Origin of the sequence: Aquabacterium sp., assembly GCF_016195855.1 — a bacterium.
In the GTDB taxonomy this organism is placed as follows: domain Bacteria; phylum Pseudomonadota; class Gammaproteobacteria; order Burkholderiales; family Burkholderiaceae_C; genus Aquabacterium.
Window position 1 is genome coordinate 44866 of record NZ_JACPYU010000023.1, and the last position, 26416, is coordinate 71281.

At 63.4% G+C, this 26416-nt stretch carries 21 protein-coding genes; 9 read left to right on the top strand and 12 right to left on the bottom strand.

The window, feature by feature from the left end; all coding sequences use genetic code 11:
- Nucleotides 1-20: 20 nt before the first annotated feature.
- From HY019_RS18885 to HY019_RS18895, 3 genes are read right to left on the bottom strand one after another with little or no spacing between them, the layout of a single operon-like run.
- A complete protein-coding gene (locus tag HY019_RS18885) occupies nucleotides 21-1358 on the bottom strand; it encodes a T6SS immunity protein Tli4 family protein (protein ID WP_290695136.1) in 1338 nt (445 codons plus the stop codon).
- Nucleotides 1355-4480 (bottom strand): phospholipase D-like domain-containing protein, encoded by a 3126-nt coding sequence (locus HY019_RS18890; RefSeq protein WP_290695138.1) that lies wholly within the window; start codon nucleotides 4478-4480, stop codon nucleotides 1355-1357. The genes HY019_RS18885 and HY019_RS18890 overlap by 4 nt, the downstream gene beginning before the upstream one ends.
- Before the next feature lie 17 nt (nucleotides 4481-4497).
- Nucleotides 4498-7968: a type VI secretion system Vgr family protein gene (locus HY019_RS18895; protein ID WP_290695140.1), complete on the bottom strand. Its 3471-nt coding sequence runs from the start codon at nucleotides 7966-7968 to the stop codon at nucleotides 4498-4500.
- A gap of 254 nt (nucleotides 7969-8222) precedes the next feature.
- Here HY019_RS18895 and HY019_RS18900 point away from each other — a divergent pair, with 254 nt between their 5' ends.
- Together HY019_RS18900 and HY019_RS18905 are read left to right on the top strand one after the other, a co-directional pair.
- On the top strand, nucleotides 8223-8531 hold the full coding sequence (locus HY019_RS18900) for a hypothetical protein (protein WP_290695142.1): 309 nt from the start codon (nucleotides 8223-8225) through the stop codon (nucleotides 8529-8531).
- Nucleotides 8532-8641: 110 nt separating this feature from the next.
- Complete coding sequence (locus HY019_RS18905) at nucleotides 8642-9559, top strand: MBL fold metallo-hydrolase (protein ID WP_290695144.1); 918 nt, start codon at nucleotides 8642-8644, stop codon at nucleotides 9557-9559.
- A gap of 30 nt (nucleotides 9560-9589) precedes the next feature.
- Here the strand turns inward: HY019_RS18905 and HY019_RS18910 are convergent, their stop codons facing one another.
- The 6 genes from HY019_RS18910 to HY019_RS18935 form a co-directional block, all read right to left on the bottom strand.
- A complete protein-coding gene (locus HY019_RS18910; RefSeq protein WP_290695146.1) occupies nucleotides 9590-11614 on the bottom strand; it encodes a neutral/alkaline ceramidase in 2025 nt (674 codons plus the stop codon).
- Between the two features lie 36 nt (nucleotides 11615-11650).
- The gene (locus HY019_RS18915) at nucleotides 11651-12574 is read right to left on the bottom strand and encodes a TorF family putative porin (RefSeq protein WP_290695148.1); all 924 of its coding nucleotides are present in this window, start codon (nucleotides 12572-12574) and stop codon (nucleotides 11651-11653) included.
- A gap of 111 nt (nucleotides 12575-12685) precedes the next feature.
- Nucleotides 12686-13135: a DUF2147 domain-containing protein gene (locus HY019_RS18920; RefSeq protein WP_290695150.1), complete on the bottom strand. Its 450-nt coding sequence runs from the start codon at nucleotides 13133-13135 to the stop codon at nucleotides 12686-12688.
- 64 nt (nucleotides 13136-13199) lie between these two features.
- Nucleotides 13200-14480, bottom strand: a complete 1281-nt coding sequence (locus HY019_RS18925; protein WP_290695152.1) for an alanine racemase — start codon at nucleotides 14478-14480, stop codon at nucleotides 13200-13202.
- A 17-nt stretch (nucleotides 14481-14497) separates the two neighbouring features.
- On the bottom strand, nucleotides 14498-15907 hold the full coding sequence (locus tag HY019_RS18930; protein WP_290695154.1) for a D-arabinono-1,4-lactone oxidase: 1410 nt from the start codon (nucleotides 15905-15907) through the stop codon (nucleotides 14498-14500).
- On the bottom strand, nucleotides 15904-16275 hold the full coding sequence (locus tag HY019_RS18935) for a c-type cytochrome (RefSeq protein WP_290695156.1): 372 nt from the start codon (nucleotides 16273-16275) through the stop codon (nucleotides 15904-15906). The genes HY019_RS18930 and HY019_RS18935 overlap by 4 nt, the downstream gene beginning before the upstream one ends.
- A gap of 145 nt (nucleotides 16276-16420) precedes the next feature.
- Here HY019_RS18935 and HY019_RS18940 point away from each other — a divergent pair, with 145 nt between their 5' ends.
- The 5 genes from HY019_RS18940 (at nucleotide 16421) to HY019_RS18960 (ending at nucleotide 22304) form a co-directional block, all read left to right on the top strand.
- On the top strand, nucleotides 16421-17113 hold the full coding sequence (locus HY019_RS18940; RefSeq protein ID WP_290695158.1) for a WHG domain-containing protein: 693 nt from the start codon (nucleotides 16421-16423) through the stop codon (nucleotides 17111-17113).
- Nucleotides 17114-17246: 133 nt separating this feature from the next.
- Nucleotides 17247-18110 carry a hypothetical protein gene (locus tag HY019_RS18945; RefSeq protein WP_290695160.1) on the top strand — a complete coding sequence of 288 codons (864 nt, stop codon included), beginning with the start codon at nucleotides 17247-17249 and terminating at the stop codon, nucleotides 18108-18110.
- An 87-nt stretch (nucleotides 18111-18197) separates the two neighbouring features.
- A complete protein-coding gene (locus tag HY019_RS18950; protein ID WP_290695162.1) occupies nucleotides 18198-18761 on the top strand; it encodes an ECF-type sigma factor in 564 nt (187 codons plus the stop codon).
- Nucleotides 18762-18799: 38 nt separating this feature from the next.
- Nucleotides 18800-21856, top strand: a complete 3057-nt coding sequence (locus HY019_RS18955) for a serine/threonine-protein kinase (RefSeq protein ID WP_290695164.1) — start codon at nucleotides 18800-18802, stop codon at nucleotides 21854-21856.
- 115 nt (nucleotides 21857-21971) lie between these two features.
- Nucleotides 21972-22304: a hypothetical protein gene (locus HY019_RS18960; protein WP_290695166.1), complete on the top strand. Its 333-nt coding sequence runs from the start codon at nucleotides 21972-21974 to the stop codon at nucleotides 22302-22304.
- A 94-nt stretch (nucleotides 22305-22398) separates the two neighbouring features.
- Here the strand turns inward: HY019_RS18960 and HY019_RS18965 are convergent, their stop codons facing one another.
- Together HY019_RS18965 and HY019_RS18970 are read right to left on the bottom strand one after the other, a co-directional pair.
- Entirely contained in the window at nucleotides 22399-23475 is a 1077-nt protein-coding gene (locus HY019_RS18965) for a putative solute-binding protein (RefSeq protein WP_290695168.1), read from the bottom strand.
- 143 nt (nucleotides 23476-23618) lie between these two features.
- Complete coding sequence (locus tag HY019_RS18970) at nucleotides 23619-24185, bottom strand: TetR/AcrR family transcriptional regulator (protein ID WP_290695170.1); 567 nt, start codon at nucleotides 24183-24185, stop codon at nucleotides 23619-23621.
- Nucleotides 24186-24273: 88 nt separating this feature from the next.
- On the opposite strand from HY019_RS18970, the gene HY019_RS18975 reads away from it, so the two are divergent.
- Together HY019_RS18975 and HY019_RS18980 are read left to right on the top strand one after the other, a co-directional pair.
- Nucleotides 24274-24741 (top strand): nuclear transport factor 2 family protein, encoded by a 468-nt coding sequence (locus HY019_RS18975; RefSeq protein WP_290695172.1) that lies wholly within the window; start codon nucleotides 24274-24276, stop codon nucleotides 24739-24741.
- Between the two features lie 87 nt (nucleotides 24742-24828).
- Nucleotides 24829-25539, top strand: coding sequence for a YebC/PmpR family DNA-binding transcriptional regulator (locus HY019_RS18980; RefSeq protein WP_290695174.1), 711 nt, complete (start codon nucleotides 24829-24831; stop codon nucleotides 25537-25539).
- A gap of 21 nt (nucleotides 25540-25560) precedes the next feature.
- On the opposite strand, the gene HY019_RS18985 is transcribed toward HY019_RS18980, so the two are convergent.
- On the bottom strand, nucleotides 25561-26310 hold the full coding sequence (locus HY019_RS18985; protein WP_290695175.1) for a lipase secretion chaperone: 750 nt from the start codon (nucleotides 26308-26310) through the stop codon (nucleotides 25561-25563).
- Between the last annotated feature and the right edge of the window lie 106 nt (nucleotides 26311-26416).

Consider the following 26416-nt stretch of genomic DNA (forward strand, 5'->3'; position numbering starts at 1 on the left):
AGACCTGGTGCCTCTCCTCTCTACTGAAGCTCCGCCATTGTTGGCGTGGTTGGGCGCAAGCGGATGCTCTTCAACAATGCATCCAGGCGCGCCTTGCTTTCTTCAAATGATGGTGGGTCGGTTTTCAGGCGCTCAATCTTTGAGCGCTCTGTCTGCGCTTGGGTGAAGCTGCGCATGTCCACCGCGATGAAGGGCAGCACATGCGAGCCCATCCAGCCCATATAGCCGGTGTAGACGCTGTAGTTGTCGAATTGACGTTTGCCCTCAGTCAAGCGAACAGCCGCGCCGCCTTGTTCCGAAGCCAACTCACCGACGTAGGCGCGGTGTGGGCCCACGCGCTTCTTGAGGACCTTGGCGACTTCCTCATTGGCGAAACCTGGCATCAACCCAACCGATGCACGGGAAGTGGCCTCGAGCAGGGTATTGGTGATGGGGCGTTCACCCACAACTTGTGTGGTGATGACGTACAGCACGTTCGGGCGGTCATCAAAGCGAATGCCTGCTGCAGTGTGGAAGGGCACCGTGCCGTCATCGGGGATGAAGCCGTAAGGGAAGCAGACTCCGCGCTCTTGCGGGATCTCGTAGAGCTTGCGTGGCTGAAAGCGTTTCATGAAGTCTGAGAACCAAGCTTCGCGTTGCGCGTTCGTGCGCTGATCATTGGAGTCACTCCCCATCACAAAGTGGTAGTAGACGCCATTGCTCAAGAGGTAGCCTTGCAGATAGCGCCCCTGGGCATATCCTTTTCTGTCGGGTATGCCGAATTCCAGAGCGTGAGAAGCTTTGCCAACGTCAGCGATGGCCTGTTTCTTCTCGAGTAGCTTCTTCTCCCATTCGGCGATCGATTTATCGTGCTCCTCTTGAGTTGTGTTGGGCTCAAGCTCACTTGGAGACATGCTTTTTAGCCGTGTAACCACCCTCTCGGTAATTGCCATATCTTCGGCGAGGTCCCTTTTGATATATTTCTTTTCATCTATCGCGTCCTCGTAGTCCTTATCTAATTGTTCTTGAGTGGCACCGGGGAAGATCAGGGCATAGAGGCCGCCATATGGGCCGTACTCGAGCTTTTCATCACCACTTCGAAGTTCCCGCGACAGAACAGGCTCTTGTCCTTTAAAGTCTCTTCGCGTGGAAGCACTCAACGCCCATTTAAAAGCACTTTCTGCATTGAAGGTCAATCGCCCTAGGCATTCCTGTTGGCTCGATGCATTGGGTTTGTAGCTGGCGTTCAGCGCTTGTTCCAAGTCCTTCTTGCTTGGTTGCGGCATTGGGCGCTCATCATTATTGGCCTTACTAGGTTGGCAAGCAATCAAAGGCAAACTCAATAACAGACCAAACCAGCCTCGTTTCAAGATGGTCATACGGCTTGGCTTTCAGTCTGGGTTGTTGTGTTGGCTGCCACAGAGCTGTCGTGTACGTCGGTTGAACCTACCATCGTAGGCGAAGGTATGGTGTTTTCCATCGCAATCACGGTCAGGTTGAAACCAGACAGGTTGTTTTCCCAGGCCGTCCAATTGACGGGCAAAGCTGTGATGAAGCCCTGAATACCTTTAGGCGGCTCTGTTGCTGGTAAAACGCGTTTGGAGTTTGTTTCTGGCTCATAGGTGTGGCTGACGTCTTGAACCGTTGCCTTTCGCCAGAACAACTCGTCAAAGGGCATGCGATAAGCAAGTCGCCCGCCGCGATCATGTTCGACATAGTTGACATACTTCCAAAGAGGCCAGATTGATCCTGTCGGTGTGCCCTTGTCAGGTTCTGAGGCTTGAACTGTCGGATGCGCAACATTTCTAGGAACGAACCAAAATGCCGCTTCATAAATCTTCGCGTTTTCCTCGGCAGCTTGCTGAATCGCTTGCCACGTGGAGGGCGCTGCCGGACTTTTGAGCAGCGCCTCACTGGCCAACGCGATGGCAGTGCGGTTTGCACTCGTCAAACCAAACAGCTTTTTCCACAAACGGATGCGCAGGTCGTGCACTTTGCTGGCTACTGGATGGTCACTTCTACCATCCAACTTAGCCATGACTGGCATGTCATCCGTGATCACTACGGCCAGTTCCGAATCACGGTTACCCAGCATGCTTCGGTCATTGATGTTGGCACTGCCCAGTACGGCAACACGGTCATCGGCAATCAGCAACTTACTGTGCACATAAATTTGCTCGGTCACCGGCTTTTTGCCGATCACGTCCCAGTTGCGCAGATTCAATAGCGTCAGGTAGGACTTCCATCCATTGCCAGCGGCCTCTTTGAGACTTTCCGAGTCCATGTTTGTGACACGTTGCTCAGCCTCTTCAATCGAGATCTTCTTTTGGTCATGCAGTTGCTTGGCCACTATGGCACGACGGATGCCGTTGACCAGACTGTGCTCGCCAAACACCAGTGATTGCATGGTCAGGTGGGTCTGCGTCATGATATTCACGACATTGAGCAGGCCTTCCGGATGCACCGGTAGCACCATGTACACGTGAAAGGGTACGCCGTCATATACCGCGGTGGTAATGCGGTCCACCAATGCCTGCCCTATGGGGTTGAGCAACCTTTCCTGAGGCTTGCCCATCAAGCGCAAGGCTTCAATGGTTGTGGCGTTGGTCATGGCTTGTTTCAGGTCCGCCATGAAGGCCTTGCCTTGCGCCAGCTTCTTGACCTCGGGGACCTTCTCCCAATGCATCGTGGTGGGGACCTTCGCCATGGGCACACCCCGGATACCCAGCATGTCAATGAAGCGCTGGTAGGTCGGTGATGATTCGATCTTGAGGATGGCTGCCATCGGCCCGGACAGCTTGCCTCGTGGCGCTTGGTCATCACCATAGGCACTCTGGAAAAACTGCCCCTCGATATAGATGAACTTGCTGGCTCCTTGAATGACCTTGACCATGCCTTTGAGGCAATTGTTCTGCTGCATGGCCGGGGCCTTGTCCCCGAGTTCCGCATTCTCTTGGGAGACCAATTGTTTTGGGGCGCTACGCAAGACTTGCACCCAGTTGCTGCCGGTACCCTCCTGGCGCTGCGGTAGGTGCTCCTTTGCGATGCGAGGGGCCTTGGGTGTCTTGATGATTTCCAGACCAATTCTGGCGAGCAGTGGGTCGACGAGTTTGGCGTAGGGGTCTCGGTACCGCGCAAAAGACGTTTCATAGCTTCGTGCCGAGCCATTCCACCGGCGCACGAAGTTCTGGCTCAGATCGAAAACGGCTGAGCCCTTGATGTGGCAATGTACGTCGTGCCAAGGCATGCGTGGTTGGCAATCCACGTCAATGATCTTGCCGCTCTTGGGTACGACCTTGGTGTGCTTGAGGAGCCGGTCATAACGTTCAGGCAGCTTGCCAGATGAGGCATAAAGGGCCGCGAAGACGGCATACGACAGCGCATGCACGACCGAGGAGACCTCTTGCAGCATGGCCGGCGGCAAGCGATTGAGGTCTGCATTGTTCAGCCAGGCGAGCAGCGCGGACATGGCATTGGCTGCATTGGCGGCACCTGTGTCTCGCAGCGCTTGCAGTTTGTCTTGAACGTCTTTTGGCAACTTCGCCCAGGCCCATCGTGAAGCCTCCTGTGCGGCATCTGCCGCAGCAGCTTTGACGGGAGCGGTAAAGCGCCCGATGAGGTCAATGTTTTCCCAGATGTTCGATGCGCGGGCTTGGGTGTCCTTGAGAGACTGTGTGACTTCTGCCTTCAGGTCCCAAGCTGGTGCAAAGAGGTCTGCCGGCGAAGTCAAGAAAGTGGCGACTGTTCCTTTGAGGCCGTCGAGTGTGCACGCGGCGAGCAACTCGGCCCGTGTCAGGCAGTTGGCTTGCTCGACATTGCTCAGATCGTGAACCGGCGGGATGCAGGAGTTGTATAACTCGTTAAGCGTGCGTCCATCGGCTTTCAAACTGAAGTTGCCGTCGTCGCGTCTGCCGTAGGCGAGATCAATGCCGCCAACGAACGCGTGTTCGTTGTCTACCACGACCTGTTTTTGATGATGAGAGAAGAACAAGCCCAATGAACCTTGGTCTCCTTGCTGCATCGCGGGCAGGCAGTAGGCTCTTCCCTTGGGTTTGCCTGCGTTGAGTTGGAACACGGCCAACATGGTTTCGAAGTCGCCTGTGTCCACGCCAGCCTTGGGAGAAAGCCATGGCATCACGTAGACAGATGCGCCGTTGTCCACCGCCGCTTTCAAGCAATCAAAGAGCGTGGCCTTGCCATCCAGTTCGACGTCGTAGTTGACTTGCCAACCCGCGATGAAGACCGACTTCTTCGCATTTCGGATGTAGCTCGCAACCGATTTGAAGTACTCGGCCCCAGTGACATAGAAATCAATGTCGTTGCCACGGTGCGGTGTGCTGAACAATTGCCCCCACGACCACTCAGGTGATGACCCAACGCGCGTCATGCCTTCGATCTGAACGCGCTCTGTGTCTTTGGGGAACCATGCTGGCGCGGATCGCGCTTGTGTCGTTGGTTGACCACCTGCGTCCACTGGCTGGTGGATCTTCTTTCCTGCCATGTCAATGTCCCTTGTGTTTATTGTTTGAGCTTGCTCAGCAGCGACGAGTCATTACCGGCTTCCAGAACACGCTTGGCATGCTTGAGATCTTCTGCGGCATCGTCATTGTTCAAGTGCGCATGGGTGTCATGGCTGAAGTCCGCGGCATTCAAGGCTTCCCGCAGCTTGGCCTCATCGCTCCATGCGGAATCTTGTACCTGGGCACTCAGTTGCACTGCTTGGCCTGGGTACAAGAGCCAGAGACTGTTGGGATGGGCGAGATAGGCCTTACCCAAGGCCTTTTGCTGATCGCCTGACAGATTGACGACACCTTGTGCATCGGTCTCGCCAGCCATCAAAACAGCGTCGCTCGAGACCACCCCCATCCCGCGGGGTGTCGAGACGGATTTGACGATCTTCCACGGCGTGTGTGCGAGGGCGTGTCCCTTGGGGCCCGGAACATCAGTGAGGCACATGTCGAAACTCAATTCGCTTACAGACAGGGATGATCTGGGCATCTGCGGCATCGCCCACGACGCCGTCCCACCCCCCACCATCGACTTCTGCCCAGCCTGCACCGTGATCTTCCCCGGGCACTGCGCAGTAAAGCTCCCGCCCTCGATCGTGATGCTGGCCCCGCCAGACACCGCCAGCGTCACCTTCTTGGCCGCCGCGATGTTGACCACCCCACTCGCCGTCTTCAACTGCAACTCCTGTTTGGCCGCAATCTGCGCCGGCCCGGCTTGAGCCTGCATGTCAATCGGCCCTTGCGCCGCGATCATCGTCAGGCCCTTGCCCGCAGCTTCCGATCCCGGTTGAATGGCGCCTGCCAGCAACCCAATCGCCTGCCCCGTGTGCACGCGGGCTTGCCCACCCACTGCAAAGTGCGTGTCCTGCCCGCTGGCGATCTGCGCGGTGTCTTGCGCGCTCAGGTGCAGGTCCTGCCCTGCGGTCAAACCGATGCCGGCTTTGCCCACCAGGGCAATGTTCGGGTCGGCCATGTGGGGTACCTTGCTCTGGCCGGTACCCGTAGCTTTGTCTGCCGCGTCGGCATGGGCGTTGCCCAGGCTGCTGGTGCTGACCATGCCGCTGAGGCTCTTGGTCAGGGCGGCTGCGGGGGCGGCCTGGTCGTCCAGGTTGCTCTTGCCCGCACCGGCGCTGCCGGCTGCGGTGGCCAGGCCCACGGTCTGGTGGATGCTGGCGGCCTGGTGGAAGGTGCTGGCCAGTTGCTGGGCTTGTTTGGCCAGGGCCATGCCGGGGGCGTTGTCGCCAGCCGGGGTGGCGCTTTGGCCCAGGCCATTACCCAGGCCGAATGTGCTGAGCATCACGCCGCGTGCAGCGCGCAGGCCGCCCCAGGCGTCGGTGCGAAGTTCGAAGCCCAGGCCGCGGAAGCTGCCGCGGTGGTTGTCGGCCTGGTGCAGCAGGTGGCCCATTTGCAGCCAGGTCTGGCCCTGGGTGCTGTGCAGCTGGGTGCGCAGCTGGCCAGGGGTGTCGTCAAACACAAGCTGGTTGTAGCCGCTGCCACCAAATTCCTTGCTCTTGACGCCGCTGAGCGCCGCCGCGTTGGCCTGGCCTGGGCTGCCATCGGTGGCGGCGCCGGGTGCCGCGCCGTGCCAGGCCGGGCTGTTGCCGCCGGAACCTGAGCCCACCAGGTTCATCTGGCTGCTGGGGCTGTGGTCGGTGGACTCGGCCAGGGCGCTGGTGTCGGCTTCTGCCGCTTCGCCACCCGGGGTGCGGGGCACGCCGGATTCGCCCCGGCCGTTGTACAGGCTGGCCATGACGAAGGGGCGGTCGATGTCGTTGTTGAGGAAGCCGACCAGGACCTCCTGCCCGATGCGGGGGATGAACTGGTGGCCCATGCCGGGGCCGGCCAGGCGCTGCATGACGCGCAGCCAGCAGCTGTGATCGCTGTTGGCGCGCTGGGACGCAAAGGCATTGGCCTGCCAGTGGAACTTGACCTTGATGCGGCCAAGCTGGTCGGTATAGAGCTCGTCGGCGCCGCTGGGGCTGATGCTGCCGTTGGGGCCGACCACGATGGCGGTCTGCGGCCCCAAGGCGGTGGGGCGCGGGCGGGGGCGCAGGCCGGTGTCGTCCATCAACACGGCGCGCCAGGGCACGTTGCGGCGCAGGGCCTGGAACTGGCAGGCGTAGCCGCTCTTGGCGGCCTGCTTGTACAGGGCAGCGCTGTCCACGGGGAACTGGTCCGGACTGTCGGAGGCCAGGGCAGGCAGGTCGGCGGCGCCCAGGGTCTTGGCGATCTTCTCGCCCAGCTCCTTGGGCAGGTTGTTGATGCCGATCACGTCGCAACCGGTGACGAAGAACTGCTTGTCTTCATCGGCCAGGCCAAAGGCGGAAAGCGGGTCCAGCGTGGACTGGGTGACGGCGAACCAGGTGCCGGCGCGCAGGCTGCGCACGGTGCCGCGGCCCAGCCAGGTCTTGTAGCGGGCTTCGTGGGCTTCTTGCAGGCGGGTGGCGGCGAACTGGGCTTCGGCCTGGTTGCCAAAGAGGAAGTCGCCCGTGGGGTCGTAGCTGGTGAGCCAGCTTTGCAGGCTGGTGGCTTCGTCGCCGCCCCATTCGTGCGCGGTGGGCACCTCGGCGGTGATGGCGGCATGGGCCTTGTAGTCCCAGCCTTGTACGGCGGTGGCGGTGGGGCCGAGTTTGCGCACGCTGCCCAGGGCCTGGATGCTGTCTTGCACTTCCTGGCTGCTGCTGCCGTGGAAGCGGATGCCGGCTCCCCCTAAGCTGCTGGCGCTGATGGCGTCTTGGGGTTGCTGGGCGCTGCTGACGAAGAAGACCACGGTGTGGCCGCCGGGGGCCGCCTCGTCTTCTTCCACCCGCCAGCAGATGCCTTCTTCGGCCAGCAGGCGTTGCACGAAGGCCAGGTCGGTTTCTCGGTATTGCACGCAGTAGGCGCGGCGGCCCTCGTTGCGGGCAAACAGGCCGGCGGCCACGTAGGCGGTGACGTCGTCGTCCCACGTCCAGGCCGCGATGCTGCTGTGGTCGGCGAACACGTCTTCGACGATCTCGATGACGGATTTGTCCTGCCAGACGCGGCTGTTGAGCGTGTGGCCGAGCAGCGCCATCCAGGGTTGCACGAGCAGGCCTTTGCGGGCGAAGCCGCCGTCGGCCTCCAGCGAGCTGGCTTCCATGACGTAGCCGCTGCGGCGGGCCTTGCCGCCATCGGCCAGGGTGGTTTCCAGGGTGATGGGGCGGGCGTAAAGCTGCTTGAGCTCGACGTGGGCGCGCAGCACCAGGGCGTTGATGTAGAGCGAAAACGGCTCGGACACCGCCTCGTGCAGGGCAAAGCTTTCGACCATCAGGTCGGCCGGCAGGCTGCGCTCGCTGCTGGGGGCGCTCAGGGTATAGAGGCGGGTTTCGCTGCCCCACTGCCCGATGAGGGTCGCGAGGGTCGAGTCCATGAGGTCATGGATGGCCGTGTCGATGGCCGACTTGGTGGCGGAAAGGGCAGCGTCAAGCCCACCCTTCAGAAATGAAGAATCCAGCCCCATGTCGGGCTCCCTGCTGTGGTTTCGTGTTTGATCGGATCGAGGAGGAATTCTCAGGTTGAACACAAGGCCGGCAGCCCACCCCCTTGGGGTGTATGTGCAACCTGCTGTAACCAATCCCGCCAGGCCGGTAACTGTTCGTGAACTGGCGCACGCTCTCCCCATTGTTCGATGCTTCAAAGCGCGACAGGGGGATCAAGCTCTGGGGCAGACGGCCGAAGACGATCTAGCCGCCTCATCCACCGGAGAGTCTGACCATGGGTCAAAAAACCACCGCCCAAGCCCTTCGCGACCAGCTGATGGCCCCCCGCGCCATCGAACGCGTCCACGCCATGCACGCCCTGGAGCTGGAGCTGGAAGAAGCCCGCGCCAACCCGGTGGCCGATGAACTGGAAGCGTTTACCGCCCGCGGCATTCCCTATTACGCCCCGCAAGACCCCGAATACCGCGAGTGGGTGGCCAAGGCCGTGGCCTATTGGGAAAAGCTGCACGCCGAGCCGCATGCCCCGGTGCCGCGCATGAGCGCCGCCAAGGTACGTGGCAGCCGCGCCAAGCACCTGGCCTGAACCTGCCTGAACCTGCGCTTTGCCCTGCTTGTCCCGCTGATCGGCAGGGCTGCCCCGGCTGCCCTATGATCGCCCCGCGCACCGATGTAGCGGGTGCGGGGTGAGCCTGCATGACACTGCCTGACCGGATCCGCGTTCTGGAGCGCGGCTGGCTATCGTCCAACAACATCGTGTTTCTGGACGACGACGCTGGCGCCAGCGTGGTGGACACGGGTTATGTCACCCACATCGACGAGACCATTCGCCTGATTGACGAGGCCCGTGAGGGCCGGCCGCTGCGCCGCATCGTCAACACCCACATCCATTCTGATCATGCCGGGGGCAATGCCCGGCTGAAGGCCTTGCATGGCTGCGAGGTGTGGATCCCGCCGGGCGAGGCCGACTTGGTGGACGCGTGGGACGAAGACGCCTTAAGTTACCGCCGCACGAGCCAGCAGTGCCCGCCCTTCAGCTATGACGCCTTGATCCACCCGCATGACACCTTGCGACTGGGTGGCGAGGACTGGACCGTGCTGCCCGCAGCCGGCCACGACCATGCCATGGTGATGCTGTGGTGCGCGCACCTGGGCATCTTGCTGTCGGCCGATGCGCTGTGGCAAAAGGGCTTTGGCGTGATCTTTCCGGAGCTGGCTGGCATCCCCGGTTTTGCGCAGCAAAAAGCTACGCTGGAGCTGATCGGGCAGTTGAAGCCGCGCCTGGTGATCCCCGGGCATGGCGCGCCGTTCAGCGGGGCGGCGGTGGACGCGGCCCTGATGGCGGCACATTCGCGCATCGACTGGTTGATGGAAGAGCCGCGCCGCAACTCAGACAACGCGCTCAAGGTGCTGCTGGCCTTCAAGCTGCTGGAGGCCCAGCGCCTGACGGTGGGCGAGCTGACCGAGCTGGTGCGCACCAGCCTGCAGGGCAATGTGGCCATGCAGGCGCACTACCCGCATGACCCTGAAGCGATGGCCGGGTTCATGGCCGAGCAACTGGTGCGGGCGGGTGCGGCCACGCGCGACGGTGACGTGCTGATCGCCACACGCTGAGCCGCTCACCATGCCGGTCAGCTAGGTGCATCAATTGGCGCGCACCTGGAACACACTGGAGGTGCCCGTGAACGGCGTGATCGTGCCGATCAGGTTCTTGGCGTCGCCATAGTGCACGATGCGGTAGCTGCCGGCCGGGGTGCCGGCGGGGATCGCCCAGCTGATGTCGGCGGCGGACTCGGCGCCAAAGGTGCGCACCCAGCGGTAGCGCGTGGCCCAGTCGCCATCATCGGCCACGGCTTGCCAGCTGCTGCCCACCAGGCGTTGCACTTCCAGGAAGGTGCCGTTGCGGTGCAGGTTGTTCTTGGGGTGGCCGGTCTGGAAGCGCACGCTCACGGTGTCGCCCGGCGCATAGCTGCTGGCCACGTCCTTGAGCACCTGGCCAAAGCGCTTGCCCAAGGCGGGCAGGTCCATCACCACGCCGGTCTGGAAGTTGAGCTGGTTGTTGCTCAGGTCACGCGGCTGCAAGGTGTTGATGCTGGGCTGGTTGGTGGCCATGTCATAGGCCAGCTTGTTGAGCTCTTGCTGGTAGGCCGGCTGGGTGTAGGGCCCGAACAGGGTGCTGCCGCCTTCATAGTCCTGGATGCTGTATTCCTCGGGCGTGGTGATGTACTCGGTGTAGGCATTGGTGTAGCCCACCACCAGCACCTGCTTGATGTCCACGCCCAGGGTGCGGGCCAGCTGGCGGCGGATGCGGTAGCCCGACATGATGGTGGGCTCACCGGGCAGCGTGGCCAGGTAGAGCGAGCCCAGGCGCACCAGTTGCAGTGGCAGCACCTCGGGGGCCCATGGATAGGGCTTCATGTCGCCCACGGGGATCACGACTTCCTTGACGCCCTGGCATTGCTTGAGGGTTTCAGAAGGCCAGAACACGAGGCCGCCGATGGCCGCGAGGAAGGGGTTGGACTGCCCCTCCTTGGCGATGCCGGGGCCGGGCCCGTCTTCTTCACTGCCGGCGGCAAAGCTGGTGCCCAGGGCGGCCGGGCAGGTGGTGTGCGGCTGGCCATCGGGCGTGTAGGCACCCGACACGGTGACCTGGCTCATGTTCACGTAGCGCATGCGGTAGTCCACCGCGCCTTGCAAGGTGGTGCTCGATTGCGCTGACAGCGACAAGGCCTTGTCCGCCTGCCGCAGGCCGATGAGGCGGGTGTTCTCGAACTCGTCCTCGGTGGGGCCGCTGCCGGGCTTGAGGTTCAGGTTGGGCGACATGTCGCCGGGGTTGGTCTGGCCGAAGGCGGCCACGAAGGGGGCCTTGTCGCTGCGGTAGCGCACGCCGGCCTGGTCGTGTTCCCAGTGGTAGGCCGCGTAACCCTTGTTGTCACCGCTGATGAGCGTGTTGCCGTTGGTCATGCTCGTGCCGTGCGTGGGGAACAGGCTGAGCGCGCCCACGGCCTTGCCGCTTTGGCGGAAGGTCAGCACGCTCATGAGCGGGTCGATCTCCAGCGGGAAGGCGGCGCGGTCGCTGGCGGGGTTGAGGCGGAAGGCCGGCGCTGAGCGGTTGCGGCTGGCGTTGGTGAGCTCGCCCTGGTTGAGCAGGATGTCGCCCGGGGCCTTGCTCAGATGGGCTTTGTCGATGGCCTCGACGATGCCGTCCACGATGGCGTTGAAGGTCTTTTGCTGGAAGCCCAGGATGGTGATGTTGTAGAGCGCATAGTGCGAATAGCCACCAGGCCCGGCGTGGGTGTGCGTGGCGCTGATCAGCACGTTCTGCTCGTTGTAGAGCGCACCGTATTTGGCGGCCAGTCGCTTGAGCACGGCCTGGTGGATGGCCTGCGTGACCAGGCCCGTGTCGGTGATGACGATGACGGCCGACTTCTGCGTGGCCGCGTCTTGCACGATGAAGGCGCGTGCCCGCAGGCGCTGGTGGATGCCCGATGTCTTCTGGGTCAGCTCGGCGTAGCCCATCATGCCGACCTCGGCAGCCTCGCCGGTGATGTCGCTCATGCCCACGCCGACCTGATACGGCGGGGTGGTGGTGGCCATGGCGCCGGTGTGGGTCAGTGTGCCCATGGCCAGGGCCAGAGCGAGCTTGGAGAGGCGGTGCAGAGGACGCATGGTGGGCTCCTGGTGTGTTGAAGCGGTGCGATCAGGTCAGAAGCGCTTGGCGATGCTGGCCATCAGCGCGGGCTCGTCGATGCGCTTGACCGATGTGCCATCGGTGGTCGCGGTCTTGCCGTAGTAGCTGTTGCGCATGGAGCCGCCCACGATGTCGGCCTCGAACTCGAAGCCCCAGCGCGTGTGGCTCACACCCAGCTTGTAGTCCAGCGTGTTGAGGAAGGAGAAGTTGCGCACGGCGGTGTAGCCAATGTGCGTGACAAGTTTGGTGCTGCCATTGAGGGGGATCTTGGCTTCGACTTGCAGCAGTTGCGATCCGCGGCTGTTGTGGTAGCCGCGGTCGTAGCAGCTCATGGCCTGGGACAAGTCGGCCCCGCCGTTTTCAATCATGCCGATCTGCGCGGCCGCACCGCACACCACCGAGGTGTTGTTGCCGCGGAAGTCCTTGCTCAGCACCAGCAGGTAGCGGGCTTCGATGATGCCGTAGCCGAACTCGAACAGGCCGAAGGTGGTGTCGAAGTTGGTCTTGACCAACTCGGCCGGGCCGCCCATGGCGTAGGCAATCTCGTTGTCGTGCAGCTCCACCGACGAGCCAGGGAACATCTCATGCGCGGCACCGGCACCAAAGTGCCAGCCTTCGGGCTTGCCCCAACGGTAGCCCATCGCGGCCAGCGCGGTGGTCTTGTTGCCATCAGGGAAGCTCTCTTTGGCCACGGTGCCCAGTTGCAGATAGCCCAGGAAGCCCGATTCGTGCGCGGCGGTGACGGTGAACTCGGCGCCGGGGCGGCGGTAGGTGTCCGACAGGCCATTGGTGCGGCGGTCGGTCAGCACCTTGGCTTCCATGTCGAGCGAGTAGGTCTGGATCTCGGGCTCGCCGGGGGCGGCGGCGTGGGCCGGGGCGCTGGCGGCCTGCATCAGGGCTGCGATCGTGATGGCAGAGAGGGACAGGGTGAACTTCATGGCGTGTCTCCGGGAAAGGGCTGTTTGTGATGGTTGTGTTGGAATCGGCAGGAGCGCGATCAATGGGTGCGGCGGATAGGTACCGATGGACGTGTGCGATGGACGGCGGTGTCAATGAGCCTTGCAACCTGCAGGCAGCGTGGCCACGCGGCTCATCTCCTCGGTCTCGCCGAGGATCTCGGCGCCGATGTAGGCGCGCAGGGCCAGCGTGTCCTTGTTGACGCGCACGGTGGCCTTGTAGTTCTTCTTGGTGCGTGGGTCGTGCACCCAGCCATCGCGCCAGGCCTCGTCGTCGTACTTCTTGAGCTTGGCGATCATCAGGCCGCAGGTGTCCAGCGGGGTGCCCGCGTCCTTGTCCCACACGATGGTGGCGCACAAGGCACCGGCCGGGTCGGTGCAGTCCTTGAACTCGATCACGGCGCCTTTGTCCGCGCTGAGCCAGAGGCCTTTGGCATCGTTCGGGCTGCTGCCCGTCTGGGCTGCATGGGCAGCGTGGCCGCTCAAGCCACACGACATGAAAACGACGGCCGAGACCAGGCCGACGATGGGCAAACGCTTCATCATCATCTCCACAACAACATGAACCGCAGCCCCTTGCGAGTGCGCGGGGCTGCCTGAAACGCGATCAGGCCTGGGCCGGGAACACGGGCCACATCTCGGTGATGCGGCCTTTCTCGTACACGGCGATGTCGCCAAACTGCTGCAACACGGCCTCGCTTTGCGTGGGCCGCAGGAACACGAAGTCATCGGGGCGCAGGGCCTGTTTGCCCGAGCCCAACAGGATCTGCTGGTTGGACGAGAGGCCGATCAGGCCGCTGGGGCTCAGGCCTGCGGGCGCCTCGGGTCTGGCCAGCCAGTGGCCACCATGAATGAACAGGGACTGGCGCTGGTTGGTATCCCACAAACCAGCGGCGGCGCTCAATGGCTCCACGCCATCGGGGGCGACGAAGCGCCCGGTCTTGAGCACCGGTGTGGCGATGAAGGCGGCGGCCAGCATGTCCGTCAACAAGGGCGTGTCGAAGTCCGTTGGCTTGACCATGGCCGAGCCCACCGAGACCTCATTGGCCGCGCCGTTGCCATCGTGCAGCTTGAAACTGGGCGAGCCGGCGGTGTTGAGCGTGAGCGTGTCGCGCGCGGCTTTGAGCGGGCTGGCCTGCATGAAGGCGGCAAAGCGCTGGTAAGCCTGCTTGGCGTGCGCGCGGGACTGTTCGCGCAGGCCGCCGATCTCGGGGATCTTCTCGGTGTGGGCGTCGTAACCCATCAGGCCGGACCAGCGCAGCAAGGGCTCCTCCGCGATCAGCTGCACCATGGTCTTCATCACGTCCAGATCGGGCACGCCCCCGCGGTGCAGGCCCACGTCGATCTCGATGTTGACCAGCATGGGCTGCTTGTGCGCACGGGCCAGATCGCGGTATTGCTGCAGGCGCTCGGGCGTGTCGATCAGCCACTGCAACTGGCGGCTGGCATCAAAGCCCGATGTGGTTGGCTGTGCATAGAAGCGGGCCGCAGCGGCCACGGGCAGGGGCTTGCCCATCAGCACATCGCTTTGCGGGCGCTGCTCGGTAAGCAGCTGCAGATAGGGCAGGTTGAAGACCATCTGCCGCTGCGTGCCGGTGAGCTTGCTGAGCTCGTCCAGCAGGGGCAGGCAGGCCAGGGACTTGTTGACCAGGCGCAGGTGCAATCTGCTTTGCACATGGGCGTGCACGTGCGCGGCGTTGGCATGCAGGCGTGCGCGGTCGATCACCAAGGCGGGCATGCCGATGCCAGCGGCCTTCAAGGCCTGGTTGAGCGTGGCGAAGTAAGGCTCATAAGGCGCACCATGGTCGGTGGGGCGCAAGGCCACCATGCCCGCTGCGGCGGCCACGCTGGCGGTGCCGATGAACTGGCGTCGGGTCAGGAGCGGCATGCTGTGTCGTCCCTTCTTTAAGCCTGAACAAAGAGCTTGCGCAGGTGCGCGTTGAGCATGCGGCCCTGCGGGTCGAACTGCTGGCGCACACGCTGGAAGTCAGCCCAGTGCGGGTACATGGCAGACAGCTCCTTGAAGCCCATCTCATGCAGCTTGCCCCAGTGCGGGCGGCCCTGGTGGGCGCGGTAGATGGGGGCGCAGTCCTTGATCAGGTACTCATACGGCTCGTCGGCGGCGGCGTGCACGGCAATCGAGCAGCTGTCGCGGCCATGGAAGGGGCTGAGCCAGGCCTCGTCACCCTTGATGAAGCGGAACTCGATGGGGAAGAAGGCTTCGTTGTGCTTTTCGATGGCGGCGATGATCTGGCGCAGGCAGGCGATACCCTGCTCGCGCGGCACATGCCATTCGGACTCGTTGAACTTCATGGGCCGCACGGACGACAGCAGGCGGTAGGCACGGTGGCGCGCCTCGTCGGTCATGTTGGGGTCGATGAACTTCTGCGCGGCCCACTGGCGCAGTTGCGGGAAGCGCCCCAGCCAGTCACGCAGGGTGCGCAAGTCGGCCATGACGGCGTCGTCGCTGGGCTTGGGCAGCATCAGGTCCGTGCCCGTGTAGAGGTCGTGCGAGATGGCGGCGCCATAACCCGTGAAGGGCAGGTAGTACATCTCGAAGCAGCGGTGCTGCTGGGCCAGCTGGGGGGCCTGTTTGAGCAGGTCCTCGATGGGGCGCAGCCAGACCTTGCGGTGCAGGTTGTAGGCGGGCAGCACGCGCATGGTCACCTGCGAGATCACACCGAAGCTGCCCAGCGAGACGCGCGCGGCGGCCATCAGCTCGCGGTCCTTGCTTTCATGCAGCTCGACCACCTTGCCCCCGGGTGTGACGATGCGCATGCCCACGATGTCGGCGTGCAACGCAGGCAGGTCGATGCCGGTGCCATGCGTGCCCGTGGAGATCGCGCCGGCAATGGTCTGCACGTCCACATCCGGCAGGTTGCGCAGGGCCAGGCCTTGTGCATCGAGTGCGCGCGAGAGCACACCCAGGCGGGTGCCGCCGTGGATGGTGGCCGTCATCGCTTGTTTGTCGACGGAGACGATGCCGGAGAGGCGGTCCAGCGAGACGATGCTGCCCGTGGTGGGCACCAGCGCGGTGAAGGAGTGGCCCGAGCCAAAGGCGCGGATCTCGCCCTTGGCCGAGGCCATCAGGGCTTGCAGCTCAGCCTCGTTGGCGGGCGTGGGCAAGGCGGCCGGCGTGGCGCGCTGTACGCCCGACCAGTTGTGCCATTGCAGCCCACCCGAGACAGGTGGCGTGGCGGCTTGGGTTTCGTCAAGCAGGCCGTGGCTCAGCAACAGGCCACCCAGCGTGGCGGCAGCGCCCTGCGCGATGAACTGGCGGCGGGGCAGAAGGGTCTGGAAATCGGGTTGGTTCATTGGGCTGGCCCACTCATGAAAGCAATCAGGCCGCGCAGGTCGTCGTCGGTGCAGTCACTGCACAGGCCTTTGGCGGGCATGCCGTTGAAGCCCTCGCGGGCATGGCTCAGCAGCACATCGGCACCCTGGGCCAGGCGTGGCTTCCAGGCCGGTGCAAAGCCGGTCAGGGGCGCGGCGCTGCGCACGCCGTGGCAGCTCAGGCAGGCGCGTTCGTACTTGGCGGCCAACTGGGCGTCGGCCGGGCGCAGGGATTCGGCGCGGGTGACATCCTGGTCACCGGGGGGCGGTGGCGGCGCGTCCTGGCAGGCGGCCAGCAGGAGCATGGGCAGCCAGCTCAGCGAGAGCAGCGCGTGTTTGATCGGCGTCATAAAAAAGAAACGGCGCAAGAAAAAAATACAGTGTTATCAGAATATGCTGTGCTCAATCAGTCAGTTATCCAGACAAACCCTGTCCACTTCGCTGCGTAAAACGCGAGGTAATAGGGGTGTGAGATCACCCGAGGAGCGCCGCTTCGTGGCCACTACTTCTGCCAGAGAGTCAGCCAAAGGTTCCGCCAAAGATGCAGCCAAGGAAACGCGCAAGCTGCGCGAGGCCGAGCAGCGGCGCAAGGCCATCATCAAGATCGTGCGCAAGCTGATCAAGAAGGGTGGGCTGGCCGATGTGTCGCTGCGCAAGGTGGCCGAGTTGGCCGGCTACTCCACCACCGTGGTGTATTCGCTGTTTGAAGACAAGGCCATGCTGATCACGCAGGCCATGGACGAAGACCTGCTGGAACTCACCCGCGTGATGACGGCCTCGGCCAACGAGCACAAGGCCCCTGCCGACCGCATCCGGGGCATGGCACGCGCCTACATCCAGTTCGGCATCACCCACCCGGCCGAGTACGCCTTCGTGTTCATGCAGCAGCGCCCGCATGCGCCCAATGAGTCGGCGCGTGTGCAGCATGGTGACCCGTCTGAAGACCCGTATGCCTTCGGACGCAGCCTGTGGGCCGATCTGGCCCGCGCCGGCCAGGTCAGCGGCCAGGATGTCGACATCGACCTGATGACCCAGATTTTCTGGGAAGGCATCCATGGCTTGACGGCGCGCCACCTGGTGATGGGCCCGGACGATGTCTGGTTCCCCCAGGTGCCCAGCGATCGCCACATCGAGCTGATGATCGAGGTGCTGCTGGGCGGCATCGTGCAGCAGTTCAAGCCACGCTGAACCAGGCCTGCACGGCCCGGCACCCCCTGATGGGTGAAAGGGTTCGCTGCATGTCGGCTGCCCTGTCGGGGGCGCGTATTCCCAGATGAGCGCAACACATTTATCAAGTTGCCCCATCAACAGGAGTACCACCATGCCCGTCTCTTACACCATGCAAGCGCTGCAATTTGGCAGCAACACCCTCAAGGTTCCCGGCCACACCGTGGACATCATTGCGGAGAACCAGCCCGCCCCCATTCAGTTCAAGCTTGCCGACCCCAACAGCGGCGTGTGGGATCTGGTCTTCAGTTTCGAGGCGGGCAACTTCTTCATGGCCAACGCCACCGTGCCGGGCATCGACAAAGCCACGATCCAGTCCTGGTACACCAAGGAAGGCGGCCCTGGCACCGGCCCGCACGTGCTGAGCGTGACGCCCTTCCTGGTCGACCCCAACGGGCCTGACACGGGTTTCGCCCAGGCCACGCACTTTGTGGATTTTTCGCAGCCCACACCCAACGACAACTGGATCAACACCGACACCCTGGCCACGGCCAATGTGGTGGCCACCGCACACCAGCAACTGCCCGAGTACGCCAAGCTCAGCATCGCCACCCACGCGACCAGCCAGTCCATCATCATCACGACCACCAGCACCCAGGCCGTGTTCGACAAGTTCTTCGTCTACGCCGGTGCCGTCAACCCGATGGGCAACACCCTGACCGTGCCCAAGGGCCAGACCGCGCTGGCCCTGGCCATCTACAAGAAGGTGACGACGAGCTCCAGCAAGGAGATCGGCACCATCCAGTTCCCCAAGATCCCGAAGGTGGAGTGGCCGCAACTGGTGGCCCAGATCGTCAACGAGATCGTGGCCAACCAGCACGGCGAGTTGTACGAGCACCTCAGCCCCCGCATCCTGGCCGGCCTGGACGCGGCCACCCGCAAGGCCGCCGTGGCTGCCGTGACCCAGCACATCGACCAGCTCACCAGGATCAAGACCACCATCGCCACCTTGGGCTGATCCGCGACACTGACCTGTCCGAAGCTCCCTACAATGCCACTGCGCCACCCGGTGCGGTGGCTTGTTGTCTTGGATGGAGTGGGGCTCATGGGCAAGATCGGAGAAGTCACGCTGCTGCTGGCAGCGGCGCAGCAAGGCCAGGCTGATGCGCTCAACCGCCTGTTCGACCTGCTCTACCCCCAGTTGCGCCAGATCGCCTCGGCGCGCATGCGCAAGACCGACGAGCGCGTGATGCTCGACACCACCTCGCTGGTGCACGAGTGCTACCTGCGCCTGCTCAAGCTCGAAGAACTCTCGCTCAACGACCGTGGCCACTTCCTGGCCTATGCAGCCAAGGTGATGCGCTCGGTGGTGGTGGACATCGCCCGCGAGCAACAAGCACAGCGGCGCGGCGGCGACATGGCCTTTGTCACGCTCGACACCGCGGTGGCCAGCGGCCTGCCCAGTGGCGAAGACGAGGTGCTGCATATCCACGAGGCGCTGGAGGCGCTGGGCGCCATCGACCCACGCCTGGTCAAGGTGGTGGAGATGCGCTACTTCATCGGCCTGGACAACAGCGAGATCGCCCAGGTGCTGGACGTGAGCACCCGCACGGTCGAGCGTGACTGGGAGCGCGCCCGCAGCTTCTTGTTTGCCGCGCTCAAGGCCTGAGCGGGCGACCCGGTTTTGCACATCAGCAGGCCCGCGCCATGAAGATCCCCATGGCCCTGTGGCCCCGCCTCATGCCCCTGCTGGACGAGGCCCTGGCGCAGCCGCCTGAACAACGTGAGGCCTGGTTGCGGGCCCAGACGCTGGATGACGAGATGCTGGCCGCGCTCAGGCAATTGCTGGCCGACCGCGAGGAGCTGGATGGCGGCGCCTTCATGGCCGAGCTGCCCAAGCTGGAACCGCTTGCGCCTGCGCCCGGCCAGCCTGAAGCGGGCCTGAACAGCGTCAGCCAGTCCGGCCTGTTTGCGGGTGACATGCTGGGCCCCTACCGCCTGATCAAGCCGCTGGGCCAGGGCGGCATGAGCGTGGTCTGGCTGGCCGAGCGCGACGACGGCCAGATCCGTCGCCAGGTGGCCTTGAAGATGCCCCACGCCGGCCCTGGTCAAGCCCTGCTGGCCGAACGCCTGCGCCGCGAGCGCGACATCCTGGCCAGCCTGGAACACCGCCACATCGCGCGCCTGTACGACGTGGGCACGGCGCCCACCGGCCTGCCCTTCATGGTGCTGGAGTACATCGAAGGCCAGCCCCTGCCCGCGTATTGCGACGAGCACCACCTCACACTGCATGAGCGCCTGCAGCTGTTCCTGCAGGTCCTCAGCGCGGTGCAGTACGCGCACACCAAGCTGGTACTGCACCGTGACCTCAAGCCCAGCAACATCCTGGTCAACGAGCAAGGCGAGGTCAAGCTGCTGGACTTCGGCATTGCCAAGCTGATCCAGGGCAGCGAGACCGGCGCCGTGGCGCCCTCCACCGAGCTGACCCAGCACAACGGCCATGTGCTCACCCCCGACTACGCCGCCCCGGAACAGATCGCCGGTGCGCCGCTGACCACCGCCAGCGACGTCTATGCCCTGGGCGTGATCCTGTTCGAGCTGCTGACCGGCCAGCGTCCTTACCGCCTGCCGCGCGGCACACGGGGTGCGCTGGAAGAAGCCATCCTCGCGACGGACGCACGCCGGCCCAGCCAGGTCTGGCTGGATGGCGAGGTGCAGACCCACCACCCCACGGCGGTCACGGTCAACGACCTGGCCGAACACTTCAAGGCCAGCCCGCGCCGCCTGAGCCAGCAACTGCGCGGCGACCTGGATGTGATCGTGGCCACCGCGCTGCAAAAACAGACCGTGCGCCGCTACGCCACCGCCGAGGCCTTTGCGCAGGACATCCAGCACCACCTGGCCAAAGAGCCCATTGCCGCCCAGCCCGACAGCCGCTGGTACCGCACGCGCAAGTATGTGCAGCGCCATGCCTGGGCCTTGAGCGCCGTGGGCGCTGTGGTGGCCGCACTGAGCGTGGGCCTGGGTGTGGCGCTGTGGCAGGCTGAACAAGCCCGGCAGGAAGCGGCCAAGGCCAATGCCATCAAGGACTTCCTGGTCGGCCTGTTTGAGAACGGCGATGTGGAACAACCCGATGCCTTGCGCAAACGCCAGCAGACGGTCGAGCAGCTGTTGGTCAACAGCGCCCATGCACTGGGCACGCAGTTGAAAGACCAGCCGCGTGTGCGGGTGGAGCTGCAGGGGGTGGTGGGGGGCTTGCTGCATAACCTGGCGATCACGGACGAGGCGATCGCTTTGCGCAAGCAGCGCGTGGCGCAGCTGGAAGCGATGGGGGCGCCGGTGGCGGAGCGGGCACAGGCGCTGAGGGAGCTGGCGGATAGTCAAGATGCGCGGGGCGACACAGCAGGCGCGAAGATCAGCCTGGATACGGGACTGGCCTTGTGCCGCACAGCGCAGATGCAACCTGTGGACGTCTGTTTTGGCTTGCAGGTGGCTCGCGGTCATCTGGGGGTCGTGACCCGAGATATTCCGTTGGCTGAGGACCTCATCGTGCCAGCGCTTCAACAACTGCGTTTGCGCGCAGCCAAGAGCGCCCAACTGGCCGAGGCGCTTGTGGCCATGGGTGATCTGCTGAGCATCAAGAACGACCATCGAAACTCATTCGCCTTGTATGAAGAGTCCATGGCTGCACGCGCCAAGCTGTGGGGAGCCAACTCCGTTCGACTGGCCCAAGAGCGGTACTTGTTGGCGATGAGTCTGGCGCAGGTCGACCGCTTTGACCAGGCACTTCAGGAGTTCGATCAGGCACACAAGACGATGGTGGCTGCTTTGGGCCCGAATCACCTCAATAGCGCAGTGATTGAATTGCAGTTGGGTCGACTGCGCTCATCCATTGGACTTCGTGTCGACGGACGAGATCTGGTCAGACATGCCAGCGAGGTCATCTTCGGGCAACAGGGAACTGTGGATCCGCGCACCCTATTCCAGGCGCATCGTGCTTTGGGTGAGGTGGCGTTGTTTGATGGTCGATTGAAAGAAGCCGGGCCTCATTTGAAGGAGGCACTTCGAATTCAGGATGAGCTCAAGGACGCCTTGCCCATCGATGGTCGTGTTGAGGAGGCTGTTGCCTGGTATTTGGAGGACATAGGGCAGTCAGCAGAAGCCAGGAAAGTACTGATGCAGGCTCGTGCTCGCTTGTTGCCAGAACTCGGAAAAGGCCATCCCTACGTCAGGGCGATCGACGAAGCCATGGGGTCCACCTATCTGGCCGAGCGCAATTGGGTACAAGCCACGAGCTGGCTTCAGCCTCCACTGGCGAGCGATGCATCTTTGCAACCCGATAGCACTTACTCTTCGGGCTGGGCTGCACTATTGATGGAGACACAACGCTTTGAGGAAGCTGCGCCGCTGATCAGCCACCACTACCAACAGACGGTGGTAAAGACCTCCCGTGCGGATCAATTCAGGTTGGTTATCTATGGCTCAAACGAGCAAATGGCTCGCTTGAAAATGGGCCAAGGCAAACCTGCTGAAGCTCGGCCCTATTTTGAGCGCGCCATCGCTGCGCTGGCCAATGGCTATGCGGCCAATCCGTATCTGGCTGCGACCAGGGCGCGTTATGGAGTCTGTCTGTTGTCGTTGGGCGACGTTGCGGGTGCACGCCGCCAAGCCCATCTCGCCGCCAATGCTTTGGCTGATGCCCAGCCAGTTGCGATGTACTTTCGGGCTCCATTGACGGAGCTGAGCGCGAAACTGGGGTTCTGATGTGTGGCCTTCGCTTGTATCTCCGTGTAACCAATGTCGGTGGCGAGCAAATTTTGACGTTTACTACTGCGCACACCTATTTTTGTTCGGCCTATTTCAACCACGGAGCATAGCCATGTCCAACGTGCATTTCTTTTCCCGTTTTCGCGCCCTGATCTGTCTGTCGGGTTTCATTGCCTTGACTGCATGGGGTAACGTGGCGCAGGCTGCTGACACATCGACGGTGGCTTCAACCGCGGCTTCGGCTGCAGTGGTCAAGCAGACGAGCGGGCCTACGCTCAATGGCCAGGTGCCTACTAAGAAGGTCGTGCCTACGGCCACAGGCACCATCGCGGTCAAGGGTGGTGACCGGCAATATCCAGCCGGCACGATCCCCATTCCTCCGAAGCCCAAGAAGGAAGAACTTGAAGCAGCCGGTGCCATCAAGGCCAAGGCAGCTCAGCCCTGATCGGCTGTCCTCGTGGTCAACAAAAGCCGCCCTTCGGGGCGGCTTTGTTTTGTCCACCATCCGCATCACATCTGTCGGCTGGCGGGCTTGAACCTCACTTCTGCGCCACCACCGCCCACTCAATCTCCGCATTGTTCGAGCACTCGGCCGCCCCTGGCTGGACGCTGCAGCGGATGCGCTTCATGATCTTCAAGCCCTGCTTGTCGTAGTAGCCCTTTTCTGCCAGGTCAACGCGAGTGTCGCGCTGGCTGGTCACAAAGGCCACGCCGTCCTGGTTGGAGAAGTCCACGAAGAGGTTCTGGGGGATGTCGGCCTCGGCCTTGCGCACGGTGCTCATGGCCTGGTCGAATTGCTCCGCCCAGAACTGGCGGGACTTCTCGCCAAAGCCCGCTGGGAAGCGGCTGCGGTCAAACACCATCTGCATGGTCGTGAAGGCCAGGGGCATGCGTGACACGCCGCCTTGTGTGCCCACGCCGCGGTAGATCTCCAGCGGTCTGTAGGCCACGGCGGGTGCGAACAGCGCGTCCACGCTGCCGTTGTTGAACTTGGTGACGAAGTTGCTGATGTCCGATGCAATGGCCTGCGCGCCAATGCGCGTGATCAAGTAGGCCTGGACTTTGTCGTCGTCAAAGGCGGGCAGGCGCGCGCCGGTGAAGCCCTTCTTGAACAGGTTGCGGTCACGGACAAAGGTGTAGACGGCGCCGGTTGGCAGGATGCCGCCGAGCTCGAAGCGATCACGCACGGCCAGCTTGGCCGCACCGGCCGATGCAAACAGGTTGATCGCCTTGTGGACGACCTCGTAGCTGGCCTCCATGTCGACCTTGCCGTCGCGCACGATGGTGGCGGCGCCGCCGTAGTCGATGGCCGCAGGCAGCGGATGAAAGTGCTTGGTGCGCAAGGAGGTGGCCATGAGGGCATCGCATTGGCCAACACGGAAGTCTTCGGATGCCACGCGCTCGTCGGTATAGGGCTTGAGGCGGACGTCCACGTTCTGCTTCTGCATGGCCAGCGCGTAGGTCTTGGCTGCGTCATACAGCGGGCCTGATGCACCGATCGGGTCCCACACGCACAGCGAGGGGTTGTCTGGGGCCGCTTTGGCTGGTGTGCTGGCCAGCATGGGGGCGGCCAGGCAGACAGCGGCCAGCTTGCTGGCGTTCTTCACAAAGGGCATGTGGGCTCCTGCTTTGCCATGTATTTGGTAGGTAGAGATGCAGCGCATCAATCTAGATGATGCCTTGCGTGCCCACAAGCCCGTGCGACAAAACGTTTACCCGCGGCGCCAGCGTGCACTGGAGCCGCCCCAGTGGCATCCCCTCACGCTGAGGTCAAGGCCTTACACAGTCTTTCAAAAGCGCGCAAGGCTTCATCGGCATCTGGCGACATCTGAGCGTGCACGATGGCGCCGTCTACCGCCATCGCGAGCGCCCTGGCCGTGGCCTTGCGCTGGCGGGAGGGCGGGAGCAAGCTGGCAATGGCCTGGGTCATGTCGTCCTTGTGGTTGCGCGAGATCGCCCGCACGGCCGGCAACTCCTCGGCCATTTCGTTGACCACATTGATGAAGGCACAACCCCGAAAGCCCTTGTCTTCAAACCAGGCTTTCAAGGTGGGCGCCAGGGCCGCCACGGTGTGGCCGTGGGCGGCCAGTGTGGAGGTGAACCAGCTCATCCAGAGCTCGTGCCGCAAGGCCAGGTAGGCCAGGATCAATTCGTTCTTGCTCGGGAAGTGCCGGTAGAAGGTGACCTTGGTGACCCCGGCCTCGGCGATCACCTTGTCGATGCCGGTGGCGCGGATGCCGTGCGCATAAAAGAGCCGGTGCGCGGTGTGCAGGATGCGGTCGCGGGCATTGGTGGGCGTGGTCTCACCCTGGGTCAGGTTGTTCATGAGCTCATTGTAGACAGACTTGTCTACTTGCGGTAGATTTCACCAAAGTAGACAGATCTGTCTACAAGCTAAGCAAGGAAACCCGAACATGGATGCCCGCCCACCCCTGCCGCCTTTCACACTGGAGACCGCCACCCAGAAGGTGCGCCTGGCTGAAGACGCCTGGAACAGCCGTGACCCGGACCGCGTGGTGATGGTCTACACCGAGGACACGCAATGGCGCAACCGCGCCGAGTTCCCCGTGGGGCGTGAGCAGGTGCGCCAGTTCCTGCAGCGCAAATGGGCGCGCGAGCTGGACTACCGCCTGATCAAGGAGTTGTGGGCGCATTCAGGCGAGCGCATCGCCGTGCGCTTCGCCTACGAGTGGCATGACGATGCGGGCCAGTGGTTCCGCTCTTATGGCAACGAGAACTGGCAGTTCAACGCCCTGGGCCTGATGGTGCGCCGCCATGCCAGCATCAATGACCTGCCGATCTCGGCCGGCGACCGCTTGTTCCTGTGGCCCCTGGGCCGCCGGCCTGATGATCACCCCGGCTTGAGCGATCTGGGCTTGTGAGCCACCCCGTGAACCGCGTCGTGAAACGGCCCTCAGCCCACGTCCACTAAACTGACGGCCGTTTCAGCCATTCAAAGGACCCTCGCCATGGGCGCGCAGTGGAAAGCAAAACACAAGGATCTGGCCGCCAATATCAAGGGCCGGGTGTTCGGCAAGCTGGCCAAGGAAATCATGATCGCGGCGCGCAACGGCGCGGACCCGGCTGCCAACGCGCGCCTGCGCCTGGTGGTCGAGCAGGCCCGCAAGGCGTCCATGCCCAAGGACACACTGGAGCGTGCCATCAAGAAGGGTGCGGGCCTCACGGGCGAGGCCGTGCACTTTGATCACGTGATCTACGAAGGTTTTGCGCCGCACCGCGTGCCGGTGATGGTCGAGTGCCTGACCGACAACGTCAACCGCACGGCCTCGGAGATGCGTGTGTTGTTCCGCAAGGGCCAGCAAGGCACGTCCGGCTCGGTGTCCTGGGACTTCGACCACGTCGGCATGATCGAGGCCGAAGCCACCACCGCCGGTGCCGACCCCGAAATGGCCGCCATCGAAGCCGGTGCGCAAGACCTGGAAGTGGGCGAAGAGGGCGTCACCCTGTTCTGGACCGACCCCACCGATCTGGATGCCGTCAGCCGTGCGCTGCCCGCACAAGGCTTCACGGTGCTGTCGGCCAAGCTGGGGTACAAGCCCAAGAACCCGGTGGACCCGGCCAGCCTGAGCGCCGAGGCCCTTGAGGAGGTCGAGACCTTCCTGGCCGCCATGGATGCCAACGACGACGTGCAGAACGTGTTTGCGGGACTGGCCGGCTGATCGTCCGGTGCCCGTTTCAGTTCAGTCCGGGTCGACAATGGCTGCCCGCAATTCGACAGGCAGGCGCAGGCGCAAGGCCCCGATCTGAGCCTGCCGTTGTGCCAGCGGGATGCTGGTGTCGGCGGCCAGCAGGGCAGCCTCGGCCACGACGAGTGCCTGCTCATTGCGCTGCCCAAACAAGTGCTGGGCTTGCGTTGGCCCGAAGAGGCGCTCTTGTAACGCCACTCGCCGCTGCTGATCAGCCCGCACCTCGTCCATGTGGGCGGGAATGGGCTGTGTCTGCATGTGGGCCTGTTCGGCTTCTTCATAGGCCTGGTAGGCATTGACCAGCCGCATGGCTTCATTGGCCTGCGCGGGAGGCAGGCCCTGCCGGAAGGCTTGCTGCAAGGCCGCCAGCGTGGTGCCGGCCTGCTCGGGGTTGGACAGTCGCACATGCAAGCTGGTGAGCCTGTCCAGCAGGCGTTCATCCAGTACCAGTTGGCCGTGCGCATCCAGCTCGAACAGCTGGGCCGGGTCCCATGGCCGGCTGTCGATGTTGAGGAACGCTTGGGCAGACAGGCGCTCCGCCAGGGTGAGGGCTTCTGCCGCAGTGGGGCTGCTGCCGGTGCGAGCCACGTGAAGCGATGGGGCCGGCGCCACGGGGGCCTGCGGCGCGGGCGCGTCTGCATTGAACCAGTAAATGGCGGCCAGCAGCGCACCGGCCAGGCCCAGGCCAAGCGCCCATGTGGCCGGCCTCAGGCCGGAGCGTGACAGCACCTGCACATGGTTCATCGTGTCCCCCCTCGCGCATCGAACCGACAGCATGCACCGGATTTGCAAGGCGCCATGGCATTGGCCGCATCTTGGCTGAGCCGGGCAATGGATTGGCCGAGCCTGT

Coding starts and splice junctions, on each gene's coding strand:
- HY019_RS18885 (WP_290695136.1), bottom strand. CDS start 1,358: ATGACCATCTTGAAACGAGGCTGGTTTGGTCTGTTATTGAGTTTGCCT.
- HY019_RS18890 (WP_290695138.1), bottom strand. CDS start 4,480: ATGGCAGGAAAGAAGATCCACCAGCCAGTGGACGCAGGTGGTCAACCA.
- HY019_RS18895 (WP_290695140.1), bottom strand. CDS start 7,968: ATGGGGCTGGATTCTTCATTTCTGAAGGGTGGGCTTGACGCTGCCCTT.
- HY019_RS18900 (WP_290695142.1), top strand. CDS start 8,223: ATGGGTCAAAAAACCACCGCCCAAGCCCTTCGCGACCAGCTGATGGCC.
- HY019_RS18905 (WP_290695144.1), top strand. CDS start 8,642: ATGACACTGCCTGACCGGATCCGCGTTCTGGAGCGCGGCTGGCTATCG.
- HY019_RS18910 (WP_290695146.1), bottom strand. CDS start 11,614: ATGCGTCCTCTGCACCGCCTCTCCAAGCTCGCTCTGGCCCTGGCCATG.
- HY019_RS18915 (WP_290695148.1), bottom strand. CDS start 12,574: ATGAAGTTCACCCTGTCCCTCTCTGCCATCACGATCGCAGCCCTGATG.
- HY019_RS18920 (WP_290695150.1), bottom strand. CDS start 13,135: ATGAAGCGTTTGCCCATCGTCGGCCTGGTCTCGGCCGTCGTTTTCATG.
- HY019_RS18925 (WP_290695152.1), bottom strand. CDS start 14,480: ATGCCGCTCCTGACCCGACGCCAGTTCATCGGCACCGCCAGCGTGGCC.
- HY019_RS18930 (WP_290695154.1), bottom strand. CDS start 15,907: ATGAACCAACCCGATTTCCAGACCCTTCTGCCCCGCCGCCAGTTCATC.
- HY019_RS18935 (WP_290695156.1), bottom strand. CDS start 16,275: ATGACGCCGATCAAACACGCGCTGCTCTCGCTGAGCTGGCTGCCCATG.
- HY019_RS18945 (WP_290695160.1), top strand. CDS start 17,247: ATGCCCGTCTCTTACACCATGCAAGCGCTGCAATTTGGCAGCAACACC.
- HY019_RS18950 (WP_290695162.1), top strand. CDS start 18,198: ATGGGCAAGATCGGAGAAGTCACGCTGCTGCTGGCAGCGGCGCAGCAA.
- HY019_RS18955 (WP_290695164.1), top strand. CDS start 18,800: ATGAAGATCCCCATGGCCCTGTGGCCCCGCCTCATGCCCCTGCTGGAC.
- HY019_RS18960 (WP_290695166.1), top strand. CDS start 21,972: ATGTCCAACGTGCATTTCTTTTCCCGTTTTCGCGCCCTGATCTGTCTG.
- HY019_RS18965 (WP_290695168.1), bottom strand. CDS start 23,475: ATGCCCTTTGTGAAGAACGCCAGCAAGCTGGCCGCTGTCTGCCTGGCC.
- HY019_RS18970 (WP_290695170.1), bottom strand. CDS start 24,185: ATGAACAACCTGACCCAGGGTGAGACCACGCCCACCAATGCCCGCGAC.
- HY019_RS18975 (WP_290695172.1), top strand. CDS start 24,274: ATGGATGCCCGCCCACCCCTGCCGCCTTTCACACTGGAGACCGCCACC.
- HY019_RS18980 (WP_290695174.1), top strand. CDS start 24,829: ATGGGCGCGCAGTGGAAAGCAAAACACAAGGATCTGGCCGCCAATATC.
- HY019_RS18985 (WP_290695175.1), bottom strand. CDS start 26,310: ATGAACCATGTGCAGGTGCTGTCACGCTCCGGCCTGAGGCCGGCCACA.